The 16,871-nt window shown below is 53.5% G+C and carries 16 protein-coding genes; 11 read left to right on the top strand and 5 right to left on the bottom strand.

Going from position 1 to position 16,871, the window contains the following annotated elements:
- Positions 1-2 precede the first annotated feature (2 nt).
- Genes OGY68_RS05780 through OGY68_RS05755 form a run of 6 tightly spaced genes read left to right on the top strand, consistent with a single transcriptional unit; the run spans position 3 to position 5,400 of the window.
- Positions 3-779 carry a fimbrial biogenesis chaperone gene (locus OGY68_RS05780; protein ID WP_100247262.1) on the top strand — a complete coding sequence of 259 codons (777 nt, stop codon included), beginning with the start codon at positions 3-5 and terminating at the stop codon, positions 777-779.
- A gap of 12 nt (positions 780-791) precedes the next feature.
- Positions 792-1,397 carry a fimbrial protein gene (locus tag OGY68_RS05775; RefSeq protein ID WP_057068862.1) on the top strand — a complete coding sequence of 202 codons (606 nt, stop codon included), beginning with the start codon at positions 792-794 and terminating at the stop codon, positions 1,395-1,397.
- Entirely contained in the window at positions 1,394-2,458 is a 1,065-nt protein-coding gene (locus tag OGY68_RS05770) for a fimbrial protein (RefSeq protein ID WP_057068865.1), read from the top strand. Before OGY68_RS05775 ends, OGY68_RS05770 begins: the two co-directional genes overlap by 4 nt.
- A 9-nt stretch (positions 2,459-2,467) precedes the next feature.
- A complete protein-coding gene (locus OGY68_RS05765) occupies positions 2,468-3,010 on the top strand; it encodes a fimbrial protein (protein WP_057068866.1) in 543 nt (180 codons plus the stop codon).
- A gap of 1 nt (position 3,011) precedes the next feature.
- On the top strand, positions 3,012-4,679 hold the full coding sequence (locus OGY68_RS05760; protein ID WP_057068868.1) for an O-antigen ligase family protein: 1,668 nt from the start codon (positions 3,012-3,014) through the stop codon (positions 4,677-4,679).
- Between the two features lies 1 nt (position 4,680).
- Positions 4,681-5,400, top strand: coding sequence for an EAL domain-containing protein (locus OGY68_RS05755; RefSeq protein WP_032942423.1), 720 nt, complete (start codon positions 4,681-4,683; stop codon positions 5,398-5,400).
- Positions 5,401-5,415: 15 nt separating this feature from the next.
- On the opposite strand, the gene OGY68_RS05750 is transcribed toward OGY68_RS05755, so the two are convergent.
- The 3 genes from OGY68_RS05750 to fadE form a co-directional block, all read right to left on the bottom strand.
- Positions 5,416-5,826 carry a Spy/CpxP family protein refolding chaperone gene (locus OGY68_RS05750; RefSeq protein ID WP_003830819.1) on the bottom strand — a complete coding sequence of 137 codons (411 nt, stop codon included), beginning with the start codon at positions 5,824-5,826 and terminating at the stop codon, positions 5,416-5,418.
- A 179-nt stretch (positions 5,827-6,005) separates the two neighbouring features.
- Positions 6,006-6,773, bottom strand: a complete 768-nt coding sequence (locus OGY68_RS05745; RefSeq protein WP_057068870.1) for an amidohydrolase — start codon at positions 6,771-6,773, stop codon at positions 6,006-6,008.
- A gap of 110 nt (positions 6,774-6,883) precedes the next feature.
- A complete protein-coding gene (gene fadE, locus OGY68_RS05740) occupies positions 6,884-9,328 on the bottom strand; it encodes an acyl-CoA dehydrogenase FadE (protein ID WP_003830821.1) in 2,445 nt (814 codons plus the stop codon).
- A 239-nt stretch (positions 9,329-9,567) separates the two neighbouring features.
- Here fadE and lpcA point away from each other — a divergent pair, with 239 nt between their 5' ends.
- A complete protein-coding gene (lpcA, locus tag OGY68_RS05735; RefSeq protein WP_003031390.1) occupies positions 9,568-10,149 on the top strand; it encodes a D-sedoheptulose 7-phosphate isomerase in 582 nt (193 codons plus the stop codon).
- 111 nt (positions 10,150-10,260) lie between these two features.
- Entirely contained in the window at positions 10,261-11,028 is a 768-nt protein-coding gene (locus OGY68_RS05730; protein ID WP_003031388.1) for a class II glutamine amidotransferase, read from the top strand.
- Here OGY68_RS05730 and dpaA read toward each other — a convergent pair.
- Positions 10,999-11,739: a peptidoglycan meso-diaminopimelic acid protein amidase gene (gene dpaA, locus OGY68_RS05725; RefSeq protein ID WP_008783787.1), complete on the bottom strand. Its 741-nt coding sequence runs from the start codon at positions 11,737-11,739 to the stop codon at positions 10,999-11,001. The genes OGY68_RS05730 and dpaA overlap by 30 nt on opposite strands.
- A gap of 331 nt (positions 11,740-12,070) precedes the next feature.
- Here dpaA and dinB point away from each other — a divergent pair, with 331 nt between their 5' ends.
- Positions 12,071-13,126 carry a DNA polymerase IV gene (gene dinB, locus OGY68_RS05720; RefSeq protein ID WP_032942425.1) on the top strand — a complete coding sequence of 352 codons (1,056 nt, stop codon included), beginning with the start codon at positions 12,071-12,073 and terminating at the stop codon, positions 13,124-13,126.
- 200 nt (positions 13,127-13,326) lie between these two features.
- Here the strand turns inward: dinB and pepD are convergent, their stop codons facing one another.
- Positions 13,327-14,784, bottom strand: a complete 1,458-nt coding sequence (gene pepD / locus OGY68_RS05715) for a cytosol nonspecific dipeptidase (protein WP_008783788.1) — start codon at positions 14,782-14,784, stop codon at positions 13,327-13,329.
- Between the two features lie 261 nt (positions 14,785-15,045).
- On the opposite strand from pepD, the gene gpt reads away from it, so the two are divergent.
- Entirely contained in the window at positions 15,046-15,504 is a 459-nt protein-coding gene (gpt, locus tag OGY68_RS05710) for a xanthine phosphoribosyltransferase (RefSeq protein ID WP_003031380.1), read from the top strand.
- A 100-nt stretch (positions 15,505-15,604) separates the two neighbouring features.
- A complete protein-coding gene (gene frsA / locus OGY68_RS05705; RefSeq protein WP_020996608.1) occupies positions 15,605-16,849 on the top strand; it encodes an esterase FrsA in 1,245 nt (414 codons plus the stop codon).
- The last annotated feature ends 22 nt before the right edge of the window (positions 16,850-16,871 follow it).

Here is a 16,871-nt window from a genome sequence, read left to right as displayed (position 1 = left end):
TCATGAAAAATCAAGCATTTTACTCCGTGCAGCGTTGGCTCAAACCCGTGGTCTGCGGTCTGCTTTTTATTGCAGAGATCAACGCCTCATGGGCGGGCATTGCACTTGACCGTACCCGTCTGATTATCACCGGTGATGCGCGATCTGTCAGTGCGAACTTAACCAACACCAGTCCGAGCATTCCGTTTCTGGCTCAGTCGTGGGTGGAAGACGCCAATGGAACAAAAATTACCTCGCCGTTGATGGTTTTACCGCCGCTACAACGGATTAACGGCGGGCAAAAGGGCATTGCGCGTGTGACAAAAACCAGCGGTATTAACGCTTTGCCGCAGGATCGCGAAAGTCTGTTCTACCTGAACGTGCGTGAAATTCCACCCAAGCCGGATAAGCCGAACGTGCTGCAACTGGCGATGCAGTCGCGCATCAAACTGTTCTACCGTCCGACCGCAATCGTGCCGGAAACACCGGGCGCCGTGTGGCAAAACCAACTGGTCTTTCATAAGCAGGGGCAGCGCTGGAGTGTGGATAACCCAACGCCGTACTTCGTTACCTTAATCGGCTTAAGCCGCAAGCCTGAAGCGCAGGGCGGCGACAGGCTGACTGACTTCCCTGGGATTATGGTTTCACCAAAGTCCTCTCTCGATTTCAGCGTGGCCGACGGCAGCGTTAGCCAGTTCAGCATGATGTATGTGAACGATTTTGGCGGTCATCCCGAATTGAAATTCAGCTGCACAGGCAATGTGTGTAAAGCATTGCCGATGGAGCAACAGCCCCGGTAACAGGATTCGTAAATGAAAAAGATGCTTTGCGCTCTGCTGATGGCGGGCATGGCCTGCTCGGTTCAGGCCACAAGCGGTCGCCAGGATATGAGCAATGTGTCCGGCGAGTATGGCAACGTCCGCTTTCATGGTCGGGTGTTCGTTTCGCCATGCGTGCTGGATATGGCCTCCCGCGATCAGACTATCGATCTTGGTGATATTTCCGCCGGCCGATTTCGCCAGGGCGGCGATCGCAGCGATCCGGTATTGGTCACGCTGTATCTGAATGGCTGTTTAAAGGGCTCCGGTCATACCTTAAGGGATTTCCCCGGGCAGACCAGTGAGATGCCTGAGCTGGCGCACAGCACGGTGGAGCGTGGTGTTTCGATGACGCTAATGGCTGAAGGCGCACCGGAAAACAGCGATTTGGGGCGCATTCGTGGTGATGTTCGCGGCGCGGGCATCCGGCTACTGACTGAACGTAATCAGTTAATCCACCTGAACCAACCGCAACGCATGTGGATCCTCAAACCGGGCGATAACGCCATTCATTTTCTTGCCGCGCTGGAATCTTTTGGGCGAGAGGTGACCGCCGGAGAATTTAACGGTCTGGTCATACTTAAGCTGGAGTATCTATGAGCGTATTACGTAAAACGCTGTTGTGGTTGGTGCTGGCAGGTTGTCCGTTGGCCGGGCAGGCATTTACACAGGGAGAAGGTGAGCCGGAAGGTGGGTCGCCGCATCAGTACGATATTGAACTGAGCTCGCTGGATGTCAGTAAAAACCACGTGGGTGGCAGAACGGAGCCGTTCCCATGGAATCTGGGCGGCTGGTATGTGGTGAATTTCTATTGCGAACAGGCTGACATCTCCCGAGCACCAATTTACTACACCACCACAACCACGATGCCGCCTTCAAATCAGGGGGCGAACCGTTTTCGGCTAAACGAGTATCTGGATGTGGAAGTTCAGGTGTGGGTTGCCGGGGGCTATAAAAAATATGTGCAGGCGCCTTTTACCAACGTTTCAAACCGCAACAGCAACAACAGCTGTAAAAAGCGTAAGGGCTACACGCGAGCGACTAACGTTGAAAGTGGTTCAAAAGGGAAAGTGACGTTTATTGTCACTAAACCCATTATCAATGGCATCAATATCACTTCCCAGTCGCTGGTGGAGGTGGCCGGGCGCATGGGAAGCGCGGGACCTACGCCAACCACGGCGATTTCTCGCGTGGTGATTAAATCCGGGCTAATTACCGTCCCGGACAAATGCACCTTCAACCGGGGAGACAAAATCAGCATTGAGTTTGGCGATCTGCCTGGATCCGCTGCCCGGCTCAACGGCACTAACTACAGCAAGTCAGTCCCTATACATGTGGTCTGTGAAGGCGGGAGTTTCGATCAGGGCGCGCTGAACATTAATCTTGGTATACAAACGACCACGGCGTCAGGCACGGCGGGGTTTAACGGTAATCTCCTTGGCACGCTGAGCGGCGGACAAAAGCGCGACGATCTCGGCATTATGCTTAAAGACGAGAGTGGTGGCACCGTCGTGCCCAATCAATTCTACAACGTGAAGGGATTTTACCAGAATCAGGGCGACTGGAATCTCACCGCCGCGCCGGTGGCAAAGCCGGGCGTGGGAAGCGTGAAAGAAGGTGAATTTGAAGCCTCTGCCACCGTTGTCGCGCAGTTTCAGTAGGGGGATGTCATGAGATTCTCGGCGTTATTCGCGACCAGTATGTTACTGCTAGGTGGCATGGCGCAGGCCGACACCAAACTGGTCGGCGGCGATATGTATTTTCACGGCACCATCAGAGCCCTGGCCTGCAGCCTTGCACCGGGAGGCGACAAAATCGAGGTCGATTTCAAGCAAATCGCGACACAGGAGCTCTATCTCTCGGGGCGCAGTAAGCCGGAAAAATTCAGCATCCAGTTACGCGACTGCAACCCTGAGGTTTTCCGTGGGATCTCGGTTACCTTCAGCGGTCGTGAGGATGCGGAGCTGACCGATCATCTGGCGCTGGATAGCAGTGAACAAGGCGGTGCGTCAGGGATCGGGATTGGGATGAGCGAAGAGGACGGCACGGCAATCCGCCTTGATGAGAGCACGTCAGTCAAAGAGATAACAGAAGGCTCGATGACGCTGAATTTCTTGGCGTGGGTCGCAGCGGAGCCATCGGCGATAAAAAATCAGTCTCTCGAATACGGTCCGTTCAGCGCCAGCGGGACCTGGACGTTGAACTACCAGTAGCATGATGAACGTACTGAATCGCATTGCGCCGCTGCCTGCGCAGAAATTATTGCTCGGTATTAGTCTGTTTTTCTGGTGTGGGGCCATGCATCTCTACTGGCCGAACAACGGCGGCAGCGGTCTGTCGTTGCCGCTTAATATTACGAGCTGGATCTACGCTGTTGTACTGGCTGCAAGCGTATTGATGCTGGTGCCTCGTCAACGCTGGCGCATCACTGTGCCCGCTGCGGGTTTTACAGTCGGGGCGTTCATCCTGACGTTGCTTTGCCTGCTAACGCCTGATGTCTGGCAGGCCGAGGCACTGCTGGTGGCGGGGGCGTTACTGGGCGGTGTGAGCGTCTATCTGGTCACATTACAAATTCCGCTCACGGCAAACACCCTAACGGCACTGCTGGCTCTACTATGGGGAGCGTGCGTCATTGAATGTCTGGCGTTTGTCTATCAGTACTGGCATTTGCCGGGCGTTGAATACTGGGAGTTTGCCTGGCGGCGCGGTACGCGACCCTACGGGATATTTCAGCAGGTCAACCTGATAGCCAGCTTCACGGCATGCGGTGTGCTGCTGTCAGCACCGCTCTTTTTACGTCTGCACCGCGGGTATCGAATTGCCATTGGGATAGGCATGGTAATGATGGGATTTGTGCTGCATGAATCTCAGTCGCAAACCGGCTACCTGTCTCTGGTAATCGGTGAAGTGCTGCTGCTGGCGGTTTTCCCGGCGCAACGGCGCACGCTGCTGCTGCTTCTACTGCCGCTGGCGTTAGGCGTAGCGATAGGGGCCACGGCCCGCCATTTTTTGTCTGTGGTCACGGTCGATCATCTGACGACTTCTCAAGTGCGCTGGACGGTGTTGAAAACGTCGCTGGCATTATTTGCCGAACGTCCGTGGATGGGGTGGGGCGTGGGCAGTTTTGCTGCCGTGTTTCTCGAACGCGCGGGGCCATTGGGGCTGGGCAGCATTTCGCATCCGCACAACGAACTGGTGCTGTGGTTGGTGGAGGGCGGTCTGGTTGGGCAGGCGGGGGCACTCTGTTTTATAGCGGGTGGTTTATGGCTCTGGCTGCACGGTAATTGCTGGCGTCGCGCCTGCCTGGTGGCGGCACTGCCGGTGGTTATTCATATGTTGACGGAATACCCCGTCAGGCAGTCAACGCCACACTGGCTGCTGTTGATCCTGCTGCTTCGATGTGCAGACAGCGCGCGAACGGGAATACGCCTGGCGCTTACGTCAACGTCGCTGATTCGCGCGGCAGGGTTTATCTCGTTACTGACCGTCGCGCCATTGCTGCTTCTCACGCTGCACACGCAACAGCAATTGACGCTGGCGGAGAGGCAGTCAACGCAGTGGCATCTTGCCGAACCGCTCCCTGTAGGAGGCTGGCTTCTTACAAGTCGCTATCGGTTTGATGTCCATATGGGATATCTGCAACGGTATCAGCGCACCCGGGACGCACGTTGGCTGGAAGCGGTTCGCCGCTGGGCACCTGATTATGTGCGCGTTCACCCAGACCCTAATGTCTCCTTCACGCAAATCTTACTGGCGTTGCAACAGCGCGACCTGGTCGAGGCGCATCGTCTGGCGACGCGCTTTTGCCTGATATACCCAAACGATCGCCGTATCCCGTGGCTGCAGGATGCACGACGTCCTTTTAATAAAATAATGGAATGATATGAACAGATTCAGTGAACAGGCCCGTTATGTGCCAGAACTTCCCCGCAACGCCGAGCTGCTGCGGATCACCGGGATCCGTTTGCAGCGCATTCATTTTTTTGATGACGCATCGCTGGATGTCTGTGAGGTGTTAAGCCAGGTACGCACACCGCTCCCACTGGATCTGTTTTTCAAGCACCTTTCCATTGCGGCAAAACAGCAGCTTTTTCTATGGCAAATGCAGCGGGTGCTGGCCCTCTCTGGAAGCTATTCGCTGAATTTATCCGTCAGGATGCTGACCAGTCTGTCATGGATCACACGTCTCACAAAGCAGGTGCATCAGGGGAGGATTGTTATTGAAATTCAGGATCCGGGCTCCATGATGCGCCTGGATAAGGCAGAGCAGCAGGCCGTATGCATTGCCGTAAAAACGCTGGTACGTCACGGGTTTCGCGTGTGGCTGGATGATGTTTCGCCTGAGCTATTTTTTGTCTGGCGGCTGTCGGGCATCCGTTTCGATGCCATCAAAATTGAAAGTGGAATGTTTCATCAGTTCAGAACATCGGAGTGGCAGTTGAGGGTTCTGGTCAATCAATTTCGTGGGCTGGGTGAACGGGTTGTCATTGAGGGAGTAGAAACGCCACAGGATTATGCCATTTGCCGTATGAGCGGCGCAGATGCTGTACAGGGCTTTCTGTTTGAGCAGGAAATTTTACCGAAAAGCCTGAATCATTGCTGACTCAGGCTCTGACAATTACTCGCTCAGCGTCTGTGCGATATCTTTTTGCACCTGCTGGCGCTGTTCTGGGGTCAGCACTTTGTTCAGGTCAAAATAGTATTTTACGCGATAATAACGCGCCTGCTGTTCGATGTTGCTGAACGCTGAAAGCTGTTTCTGAACGGCAGCTTCATCCCATTTCCCGGACTTGATGACGTCAATCAACGCGCCGTCTTTAACATCTTTCACCGAAATCTGGCTTACGTTGGTTTCAAGCTGCTGGTGCAGTTTTTTAATCTGCGCCACCTGGTCGTTGGTCAGCTTAAGATGCTGAACGACCGGGTCCTGAGCTGGAGCAGGAACATTGGATACGTTTGCTGCAAGCGTACTAAAAGAAGCGCCCGCTAAGGTAGCCGCCAGCAAAGTCATGCGTAAGAAGTTCTTCATTATTGAAATCCTGATAAGGAAATTATCGACATTGTCTGCCACTCGCTGGTTACGAGTGATTATCCTTTGCAGAATACGATGCTCACCGCATGTCGCCACGCGAATTTGTTTTGCGGTTGGTTACGGAGTGAAACAATCCCGCCACAAGAAACGTAGTGCAGCGGGAGTGAAGGCGATAGTTATAGCGTGAACGGGTCGGCGTCCTGCCAGGCGGGAAACTTCTCGCGATACTCGCGCAGCGCTGAGAGTGACAGCTCGGCGTCAATGCGTGTGGCCTGATGCGGCTCGGCGGTGGCAATAATCTCACCCTGCGGATTAATCACCCGGCTGTCACCGCGATAATGATGGCCGTTACTGTCTGTGCCCACGCGGTTACATCCTGCTACATAAGCCTGGTTCTCAATCGCCCGAGCGGCAAGCAGAAGCTGCCAGTGCAGCGAACGCGGCGCAGGCCAATTGGCAACATACAACGCCAGGTCGTAATCGTTGCGATTACGCGACCATACCGGAAAACGCAGGTCATAACAGACCAACGGCAGAATGCGCCAGCCGCGCCATTCAACAATAACGCGCGCGTCACCTGCACGGTAATGCTGATGCTCGTCCGCCATGCGGAACAGATGGCGCTTGTCGTAGAAATGCACATTACCTTCTGGCTCAACCAGAAAAAAGCGGTTTACCGGGCCGCGTTCAGACTGGATAGCAGCGCTGCCCGCGATCAGGGCGTTGGTCTGTTGCGCCTTGACGCGCATCCAGCTTACGACTTCTTCTTGCGGCAACGATTTATTTGCCGCTTCCATGGCAAATCCGCTGGTAAACATCTCGGGCAACACGATGACATCACGTCCGGCGACGGTTTCCAGTTGTCGGTCAAAATGGCGCAGGTTGGCCGGGCCATCCATCCAGATCAAGGGTTGTTGCAGCAGAGTAATTTTTAAACCAGGCACGATCGAGGCTCCTCGTTGAACAACATTTTGACACTGTAGCATGAGCATTAATGAAAATGTGGCAATAAAAAGCCCCGCATTAAGCGGGGCTAAACGTTGTGCGTATATCGTTATGCAGCTTCGACTTTACGCACTTTCTCTGGCAGCTTTACCGGCTGAGTCGCCAGCTCCTCGGGTTCAAAGTCATCCACGTTGATACTGCGCAGGCGGCTCGCTTCGGCTTTCACCAGAATCGCGGCTTCATCTTTATCAATCAGCCCTTTCGCCAGCGCATTGTGCGCCAGTTCGTCGAGACGGGTAAATGGCAGGTTTTTACCCAACTCTTTACAGATCCGCTGGTGGATAGGGTCGGCTGCAATGACATCCAGCAGCGCCTCTTCCAGCAAACCAACCGGGTTATGCTCGCTTGGCGTCAGATATTGACCGCGACCAATACGAGAACGAGTAGCACTTGGAACCTGCAAAATCTTCGCGACTTTATGGTCCAGCTTGTCAGACGGTGCGTCGTAGTGGCGACCGGTCGGGAAGATAACCACGTTCAGCAAGCCCGCGACCAGACGGTTCGGGAAGTTTTTCAGCAGATCGTCCATCGCCTGTTCCGCTTTGTACAACGCATCCTGAACTCCCCAGTGAACCAACGGCAGGTCCGCTTCATTACGGCCTTCATCGTCATAACGTTTCAGTACCGCAGAGGCCAGATACAGCTGACTTAACACATCGCCCAGACGCGCGGAGATACGTTCGCGGCGCTTCAGGCTACCGCCCAGTACGGCCATGGACACATCTGAAAGCAGGGCCAGGTTGGCGCTCAAGCGGTTCAGGTGCTGGTAGTAACGTTTGGTCGCATCGCCGGTTGGCGTGCTGCTGGTTAAGCCACGCGTCAGACCAAGCCAGAAGCTGCGCACTTTGTTACTGCCAACGTGACCGATGTGTTTGAACAGCAGCTTGTCGAACGCATTCACATCGTTACTCTGTGCCGCAGCCATCTCTTCCAGAACATACGGATGGCAGCGAATCGCACCCTGACCGAAGATCATCATGCTACGGGTCAGAATGTTGGCACCTTCAACGGTAATGGCGATTGGCGCACCTTGATAAGCGCGGGCGAGGAAGTTGCTTTCGCCAAGCATAATGCCTTTACCGCCAGTGATATCCATAGCATCGATGATTGACTGCTGCCCGCGGTGGGTACAGTGATATTTCACGATAGCCGACAGCACCGCCGGTTTTTCACCCAGCATAATGCCGTAGGTAATCAGTGATGCCGCAGCGTCCATCACGTATGCGTTACCGGCAATACGTGCCAACGGCTCTTCAATACCTTCCATCTTGCCGATGGAGATTTTGAACTGGCGACGAATGTGCGCATACGCGCCGGTGGCCATTGCGACCGATTTCACGCCGCCCGTCGAGTTAGACGGCAGGGTAATACCACGTCCTACAGACAGACATTCCACCAGCATGCGCCAGCCCTGACCGGCCATTTTCGGACCACCGATGATGTAATCAATCGGTACAAACACATCTTTACCGAGGGTCGGACCGTTCTGGAACGGCACGTTCAGCGGGAAGTGACGACGCCCAATTTGTACACCCGGCGTTGAGGTTGGGATCAGCGCACAGGTAATACCGAGATCTTCTTCACCACCCAGCAGTTTTTCCGGATCAGAGAGTTTAAATGCCAGACCCAGTACCGTGGCGATAGGGGCCAGCGTAATATAACGTTTGTTCCAGGTCAGGCGCATACCCAGCACCTGTTGGCCCTGCCAGTCACCCATACAAACCACGCCGGTATCAGGGATCGCCCCTGCGTCGGAGCCTGCTTCCGGGCTGGTCAGAGCAAAGCATGGGATCTCCTGACCGCGAGCCAGACGCGGCAGGTAATGATTTTTCTGCTCTTCGGTGCCGTAATGTTGCAGCAGTTCGCCTGGGCCTAATGAGTTAGGTACGCCAACGGTGATCGCCAGGATCCCGGAAACGCCGGAGAGTTTCTGCAGAACGCGAGCCTGAGCATATGCTGAGAATTCCAGCCCGCCGTACTCTTTCTTAATGATCATCGCGAAAAAGCGATGTTCTTTCAGATATGCCCACAGTTCCGGCGGCAGATCCGCGAGTTCGTGAGTGATCTGGAAGTCGTTCGCCATGCGGCACGCTTCTTCCACTGGACCATCAATAAACGCTTGTTCTTCAGCGGTCAGATGCGGTTGAGGATAGTTATGCAGTTTTTTCCAGTCAGGCTTGCCCTGGAACAGGTCACCTTCCCACCAGGTTGTACCGGCATCAATCGCTTCTTTCTCAGTACGCGACATCGGTGGCATGACTTTACGGAAACCGCGGAACACCGGCGCAGAGATCATGGATTTGCGCATCGGCGTAAAGTTAAACGGCACGAGGATAATGGCCAGAGGAACCAGCAGCCAGACTGACCACAGGCCAGCCACGCCAAGCGCAGCCGTCCAGGCGAGCAAAATTAAACTGCTGAGGAATAAGCTCACGCGGTGATAAAACAGAACGCTGAGCAAAACAACCGTAGCGATAATACTCAAAATCATCATAACGAAAAGCTCCCTTGCTTGTAGGAGGTCTGACCACTTGTGATGATATGTTTGTAGTGGATGTAAATTCTTTTAGCAATGTGTTTACAAAATAATTACAACAAAGCTCACATTGTTGCTGTTTTAACCGGCACAAAAAATCAAAAGCGACAGCCATTCCTGTGGCTTGGACTTCTCGCTGGTAGCGCTATCCGGTACACTGCGTCTTGTCATTTACATTCATGCTGAAGGATATCCTCATGTACCAGGATCTTATTCGTAACGAACTGAGCGAAGCGGCGGAAACGCTGGCTAATTTTCTTAAAGATGACGCCAATATTCACGCCATTCAGCGCGCGGCGGTTCTGTTGGCAGACAGCTTTAAAGCGGGCGGTAAGGTGCTTTCTTGCGGTAACGGCGGTTCCCATTGTGACGCGATGCACTTTGCCGAAGAGCTGACCGGACGCTATCGTGAAAACCGTCCTGGTTATCCGGCGATCGCTATCTCTGACGTCAGCCATATCTCCTGCGTCAGCAACGATTTCGGTTACGATTATGTGTTCTCTCGCTACGTAGAAGCCGTGGGTCGTGAAGGTGATGTCCTGTTAGGTATCTCGACTTCGGGTAATTCCGGTAACGTCATTAAAGCGATTGCCGCAGCGCGTGAGAAAGGGATGAAAGTGATCACCCTGACCGGTAAAGATGGCGGAAAAATGGCGGGCAGCGCGGATATCGAAATTCGCGTGCCGCACTTTGGCTACGCTGACCGTATTCAGGAAATTCATATCAAAGTGATCCATATCCTGATCCAGCTGATCGAAAAAGAGATGGTTAAACCATAAGAAGACGATTGCCGGATGGTGGCTGAAGCCTTATCCGGCCTACATGAGCGCCACGTAGGCCTGATAAGCGCAGCGCCATCAGGCAGTTCACGGTTTTAAGGTAGGTGATGTATGTGCGAACTGCTCGGGATGAGCGCCAATGTGCCAACCGATATCTGCTTTAGCTTCACCGGGCTGGTTCAGCGCGGCGGAGGGACCGGGCCGCACAAAGACGGCTGGGGTATTACGTTTTATGAAGGTAAGGGCTGCCGTACGTTTAAAGATCCGCAACCCAGCTTTAATTCGCCTATCGCCAAACTGGTACAAGACTACCCCATCAAATCCTGTTCCGTGATTGCCCATATTCGTCAGGCGAACCGTGGCGAAGTGGCGTTGGAAAATACCCATCCCTTTACCCGCGAATTGTGGGGACGCAACTGGACCTATGCTCATAATGGACAGCTCAGTGGCTATAAATCGCTGGAAACCGGAAATTTCCGTCCGGTCGGGGAAACCGACAGCGAAAAAGCTTTCTGCTGGCTGCTCCATAAGCTGACGGAGCGTTATCCGCGCACGCCGGGCAATATGACGGCAGTGTTTAAATACATCGCAATGCTGGCAGGAGAGCTGCGGGAGAAAGGCGTCTTCAACATGCTGTTGTCTGACGGACGCTATGTGATGGCCTTCTGTTCGACCAACCTGTTTTGGATCACGCGTCGTGCGCCGTTTGGCGTGGCGACATTGCTGGATCAGGACGTGGAAATCGATTTTAGCTCAGAGACCACACCCAATGATGTGGTCACCGTGATTGCCACTCAACCGTTAACCGGCAATGAAACCTGGCAAAAGATTATGCCAGGCGAGTGGGCATTATTTTGTCTCGGGGAGCGTGTAGTTTGATGCCAGTTGCGGCTGAACCACTTCGTGACTCAACGGCTTGCTGACGACGTAACGACCATTGACGACAGAAACGGTCGGTGGTTTACGTGTTTGTTCAAAGTAATCGTATCCCGGCTTTAACTGGGCCCAGAAATCTTTGTAATACGAGAACTTATGGCGTTGCATGTTGGCATCGGTCATGCGGAACGGGTAAATGCTAACCTGTACGCTGGACTGCCCGAACACCAGAGCACCGGTCACAAACTGGAAAATCTCATCAATGCCGTTGTCGGTCATTGCGTAGCAGCCGACGGAAACACAGGCACCGTGGATCATCAGGTACTTACCTTCATAACCGTGTGCGCGGTCATAGGCATTAGGGAAACCAATGTTAATCGCTTTATAGAAGCGACTATCTGGTTTCAGCTGTCCACGCTGAACGCTGTAAAACCCTTCCGGACTTTTGAAATCACCCTGACGCTGCTTCGGACCTAAGCCACCGGAATAATTACAGATCTTATAACTGTCGAGCAATTGATACTGTTCGCCCATCTTGACGTACAGATCCAAGGTTCGCTCTTCTTTGAAGATCTGGATATAAACGGGGGAGCCCATTAATTGCTGCTTATATTCTTTGCTGACAGGCGTAGTCGGGCTGCTACTGCTCAGCAAACCGGCAAATGAAACGCACGGCAATAAAAGCATCGCAAGAAAAAATGCGATTTTACGCATACTGCTTATTCCTTGATAAAACGATCACACACGCCAGGACGGCAAAAAGAATCCCCAAATCGGATAAATCTGGATCTGGAGCGCTCACATTAGCACCAAGAGAGTTTTTCGCAAGTCTCTCGTGCGGCGTTTACACTTTAGTTTTTCTTTATACGGAAAATTGCGCTTAAAGGCAGTCAGACACTGGCGTATTTTGCTGGTTACTGCGCTTCATTGGGTCTTATTCGTGCTGGATGGATAATGGGTCTGGAACGGCCCAGCATTAGGTACAACCAGACTTCTCACAACATAAAAATACTGTATACTTAAACAGTGATGTGGGAGACAAACGATGCGTAAAATCATACATGTCGATATGGACTGCTTTTTCGCGGCAGTGGAAATGCGCGACAACCCCGCCCTGCGCGACATTCCCATTGCTATTGGCGGCAGTCGTGAACGTCGGGGGGTCATCAGCACGGCCAATTACCCGGCGCGCAAATTTGGCGTGCGTAGCGCAATGCCAACGGGAATGGCATTAAAGCTGTGTCCGCATCTCACTTTATTACCTGGTCGTTACGAGGCCTATAAAGAAGCCTCCCGCCAGATTCAGGCTATTTTCTCTCGCTATACCTCGCTGATAGAACCCCTTTCGCTGGATGAAGCCTATCTGGATGTGACCGACAGCACCCACTGCCACGGCTCAGCTACGCTGATCGCTCAGGAAATCCGTCAGACAATTTTTAACGAGTTACAGTTAACCGCCTCTGCCGGAATTGCGCCGGTAAAATTTCTGGCAAAAATAGCCTCCGATCTCAACAAACCCAACGGGCAATATGTGATTACCCCTGCCGATGTTCCTGAATTTCTCAGAACATTGCCGTTAGGCAAAATTCCCGGCGTTGGCAAAGTCTCCGCCGCTAAGCTGGAATCAATGGGATTACGTACCTGCGAAGATGTTCAAAAATACGACCTGGCAATGCTGCTCAAACGCTTCGGCAAGTTTGGTCGCGTGCTGTGGGAGCGCTGTCAGGGGATTGACGAGCGGGACGTCAACAACGACAGGCTGCGTAAATCCGTCGGCGTGGAACGTACGCTGGCAGAAGATATTCACGAGTGGTCGGAGTGTGAGGCGATAATTGAACGGCTCTATCCTGAACTGGAACGGCGTCTGGCAAAGGTAAAGCCGGATCTGCTGATCGCTCGCCAGGGGATAAAACTCAAGTTTAATGATTTTCAGCAGACTACGCAGGAGCACGTCTGGCCGCGCTTAAATAAAGATGACTTAATTACGACAGCGCGTAAGACCTGGGACGAGCGTAGGGGAGGGCGAGGTGTCAGGCTGGTGGGATTACACGTCACGCTGCTGGATCCACAAATGGAAAGACAACTGCTATTGGGGCTGTGATTCAGAACAATTGCCGGATGTCGGCGTAAACGCCTTATCCGGCCTACAAACCAGCGAGCATGCCTGATGGCAGCGTAAAAACTTTATCCAACCTTCAAATCAGCGTGCATGCCGGATGGCAGCGTAAAAACTTTATCCAGCCTACAAACCAGCGTGTAGGCCGGATAAGCGCAGCGCCATCCGGCAATTAGCGCAGAATCTTACTTCGCCGGAATAGACTTCAGCAGTTCAGTCAGCAGCGTCCAGTAATGGCCGACGCTTTCGATATGAACCTGCTCATCCGGGGAGTGCGGACCGGTGATAGTTGGCCCGATGGAAACCATATCCATATCTGGATACGGTTTCTTGAACAGACCACATTCCAGACCAGCGTGGATGATCTGGATATTCGGCGTTTTATTGAACAGACGCTGATAGGTTTCACGAACCAGGTGCATAACCGGAGAGTTAGCATCCGGCTGCCAGCCTGGGTATCCGCCTTTTGCCTGGGTTTTCGCGCCAGCCAGTTTACCCAGTGAATCCAGCATGCTCACCACGTAGTCTTTACCGCTGTCGATCAGGGAACGGATCAGGCAGTGAATTTCAACGTTGTCGTCAGTCATGGTGACAACGCCGACGTTCAGAGAGGTCTCTACCACGCCTTTGGCGACGTCAGAGTTGCGGATTACACCGTTCGGGGTGGCGTTCAGCAGACGCACAAAGCTGTCGCGAGACTGAGCGGTCAGCGCGGCTTTGTCTTGAGTTACGGCATCCAGCAGCAGAGCCAGGTTCTTCTCTTTGGCTTCCAGTTCGTTTTTCAGGATTTCCTGATAGGTGTTGACCAGCGCTTTTAACGCATCAACTTTATCTGCAGCCACGGCCAGGGTAGCAAAGGCTTCACGCGGAATCGCGTTACGCAGCGTACCGCCGTTGAAATCAACCAGACGCAGATCCAGCTCTTCAGCGTGGCCCGCCAGGAAGCGTACCAGCAGTTTGTTCGCGTTACCGAGACCCACGTGGATTTCGCCGCCGGAGTGACCGCCTTTCAGGCCTTTTAACGTCAGCTTAAAGCTCTGGAATCCAGCCGGGATTGCTTCACGGGACAGCGGCAGGTTAGAGGTAAAGTCGATACCGCCTGCGCAACCCATGTAGATCTCACCTTCTTCTTCTGAGTCGGTGTTGATCAGGATATCTGCCTGCAGCCAGTTAGCCTGCAGACCAAACGCGCCATCCATACCCGCTTCTTCGGTCATGGTCAGCAGCACTTCCAGCGGACCGTGTACTACGCTGTCATCAGCCAGAACGGCCAGCGCAGACGCCATACCGATGCCGTTATCCGCACCCAGCGTGGTGCCACGGGCTTTCACCCATTCGCCGTCAATATAAGGCTGGATAGGATCTTTAGTGAAGTCATGCACGGTGTCGTTGTTTTTCTGCGGGACCATATCCAGGTGCGCCTGCAGAACGACCGGCTTGCGGTTTTCCATGCCTGCGGTAGCGGGTTTGCGAATCAGGATATTACCGACTTGATCGCGCTCGACGTGGAAACCTTTCTCTTGGGCCCAGCTCAGAATGTGTTCAGCGAGCTGCTCTTCATGATAGGACGGATGAGGAATAGAACAGATTTTGGCAAAAATATCCCATAGCGGTTGCGGGGATAATTGAGACAGTTCAGACACGTTGAGTCTCCTTGGCGATGTCCTACAAAACTTGCTTGCAGGCCACGGGGTTAGCAGAATTAAAAACACCACAAGTCAGGCTTGCGCGATGCGATTGAGAATACCACTTTCTCCGCTGACGGCTAGCATAAAGCATGCAAAAAGAGGCGCGGATTCCGCGAAACACTGGTTTTTAGTGCGTCAGATCTCTATAATCTCGCGCAACCTATTTCCCCCTCGAACACTTTTTAAGCCGTAGATAAACAGGCTGGGACACTTCACATGAGCGAAAAATACGTCGTCACCTGGGACATGTTGCAGATCCATGCACGTAAACTGGCAAGCCGCCTGATGCCTTCTGAACAATGGAAAGGCATTATTGCCGTTAGCCGTGGTGGTCTGGTGCCGGGCGCATTGCTGGCGCGTGAATTGGGTATTCGTCATGTCGATACCGTATGCATCTCCAGCTACGATCACGACAACCAGCGCGAACTGAAAGTGCTGAAGCGTGCCGAAGGCGACGGTGAAGGTTTCATCGTAATCGATGACCTGGTTGACACCGGTGGTACCGCCGTTGCGATCCGCGAAATGTATCCTAAAGCGCATTTCGTCACTATCTTCGCTAAGCCGGCTGGTCGCCCGCTGGTGAATGATTATGTTGTTGATATCCCTCAGGATACCTGGATTGAGCAGCCGTGGGATATGGGCGTAGTGTTCGTCCCGCCGATCTCTGGTCGCTAATCTAAAAAGTTTTCAACGCCTGGCAACTGCCGGGCGTTGTTCTTTTTGTGCTGTGTCAGGTTACACTATGCCTTAGTGAGTACTCATGGAGGCTGCAATCATGTCACAGGCTAACCTCAGCGAAGTCCTGTTTAAACCCCGCTTCAAACACCCTGAAACGTCAACACTGGTTCGTCGTTTTAATCACGGCGCGCAGCCGTCCGTACAATCTGCCCTGGATGGCAAAACCATTCCGCACTGGTATCGCATGGTGAATCGCCTGATGTGGATCTGGCGCGGCGTCGACCCGCGCGAAATCCTTGAGGTGCAGGCACGTATCGTGATGAGCGAAGCCGAGCGTACAGATAAAGAACTCTACGATACGGTTATCGGCTATCGCGGTGGGAACTGGATCTATGAGTGGGCGAAGCAGGCGATGGACTGGCAACAGAAAGCGTCTATGGAAGAGGATCCGCAGGTGAGCGGACGCCACTGGCTGCATGCGTCTACGTTGTACAACATTGCCGCTTACCCACACCTGAAAGGCGATGAGCTGGCAGAGCAGGCACAGGCTTTGGCGAATCGCGCCTATGAAGAGGCCGCACAGCGATTGCCGGGCACGCTGCGTGAGATGGAGTTTCCCATCGCTGGCGGTGCGCCGATCACCGGCTTCTTACATATGCCAAAAGGTGACGGTCCGTTCCCGACGGTGCTGATGTGTGGTGGTCTCGATTCCATGCAAACGGATTACTACACCCTGTATGAGCGCTATTTTGCCCCACGGGGTATAGCCATGCTGACGCTGGATATGCCGTCGGTTGGGTTCTCGTCAAAATGGAAACTGACTCAGGATTCCAGCCTGCTGCATCAGCATGTATTAAAAGCGCTGCCTAATGTTCCCTGGGTGGATCACACTCGCGTGGCGGCCTTCGGTTTCCGCTTTGGCGCTAACGTGGCGGTACGCCTGGCGTATCTGGAATCATCACGGCTGAAGGCGGTGGCCTGTCTGGGGCCAGTGGTTCATGCGTTGCTTAGCGACCCGCAGCGTCAGGCGAGCGTCCCGGAAATGTATCTTGACGTTCTGGCCAGCCGCCTGGGGATGCACGACGCCTCCGATGAAGCGCTGCGCGTTGAGCTTAATCGCTATTCATTAAAAGTGCAGGGCCTACTGGGGCGACGCTGCCCGACGCCAATGCTCTCGGGATTCTGGAAGAACGATCCGTTTAGCCCGGAAGAAGAGTCACGTTTAATCACATCTTCATCTTCAGACGGTAAGCTACTGGAGATCCCCTTCAACCCGGTGTATCGCAATTTTGACAAAGGGCTGCAGGAAATAACCGGTTGGATCAATCAGAGATTGTGTTAAAAGTTTGCTAAATTTTAGCGAT

This window comes from Citrobacter sp. Cpo065 (assembly GCF_030332805.1).
GTDB lineage: Bacteria > Pseudomonadota > Gammaproteobacteria > Enterobacterales > Enterobacteriaceae > Citrobacter > Citrobacter portucalensis.
Note: the sequence above shows the minus strand (reverse complement) of the source record. Positions and strands in the feature narration are given on the sequence as shown.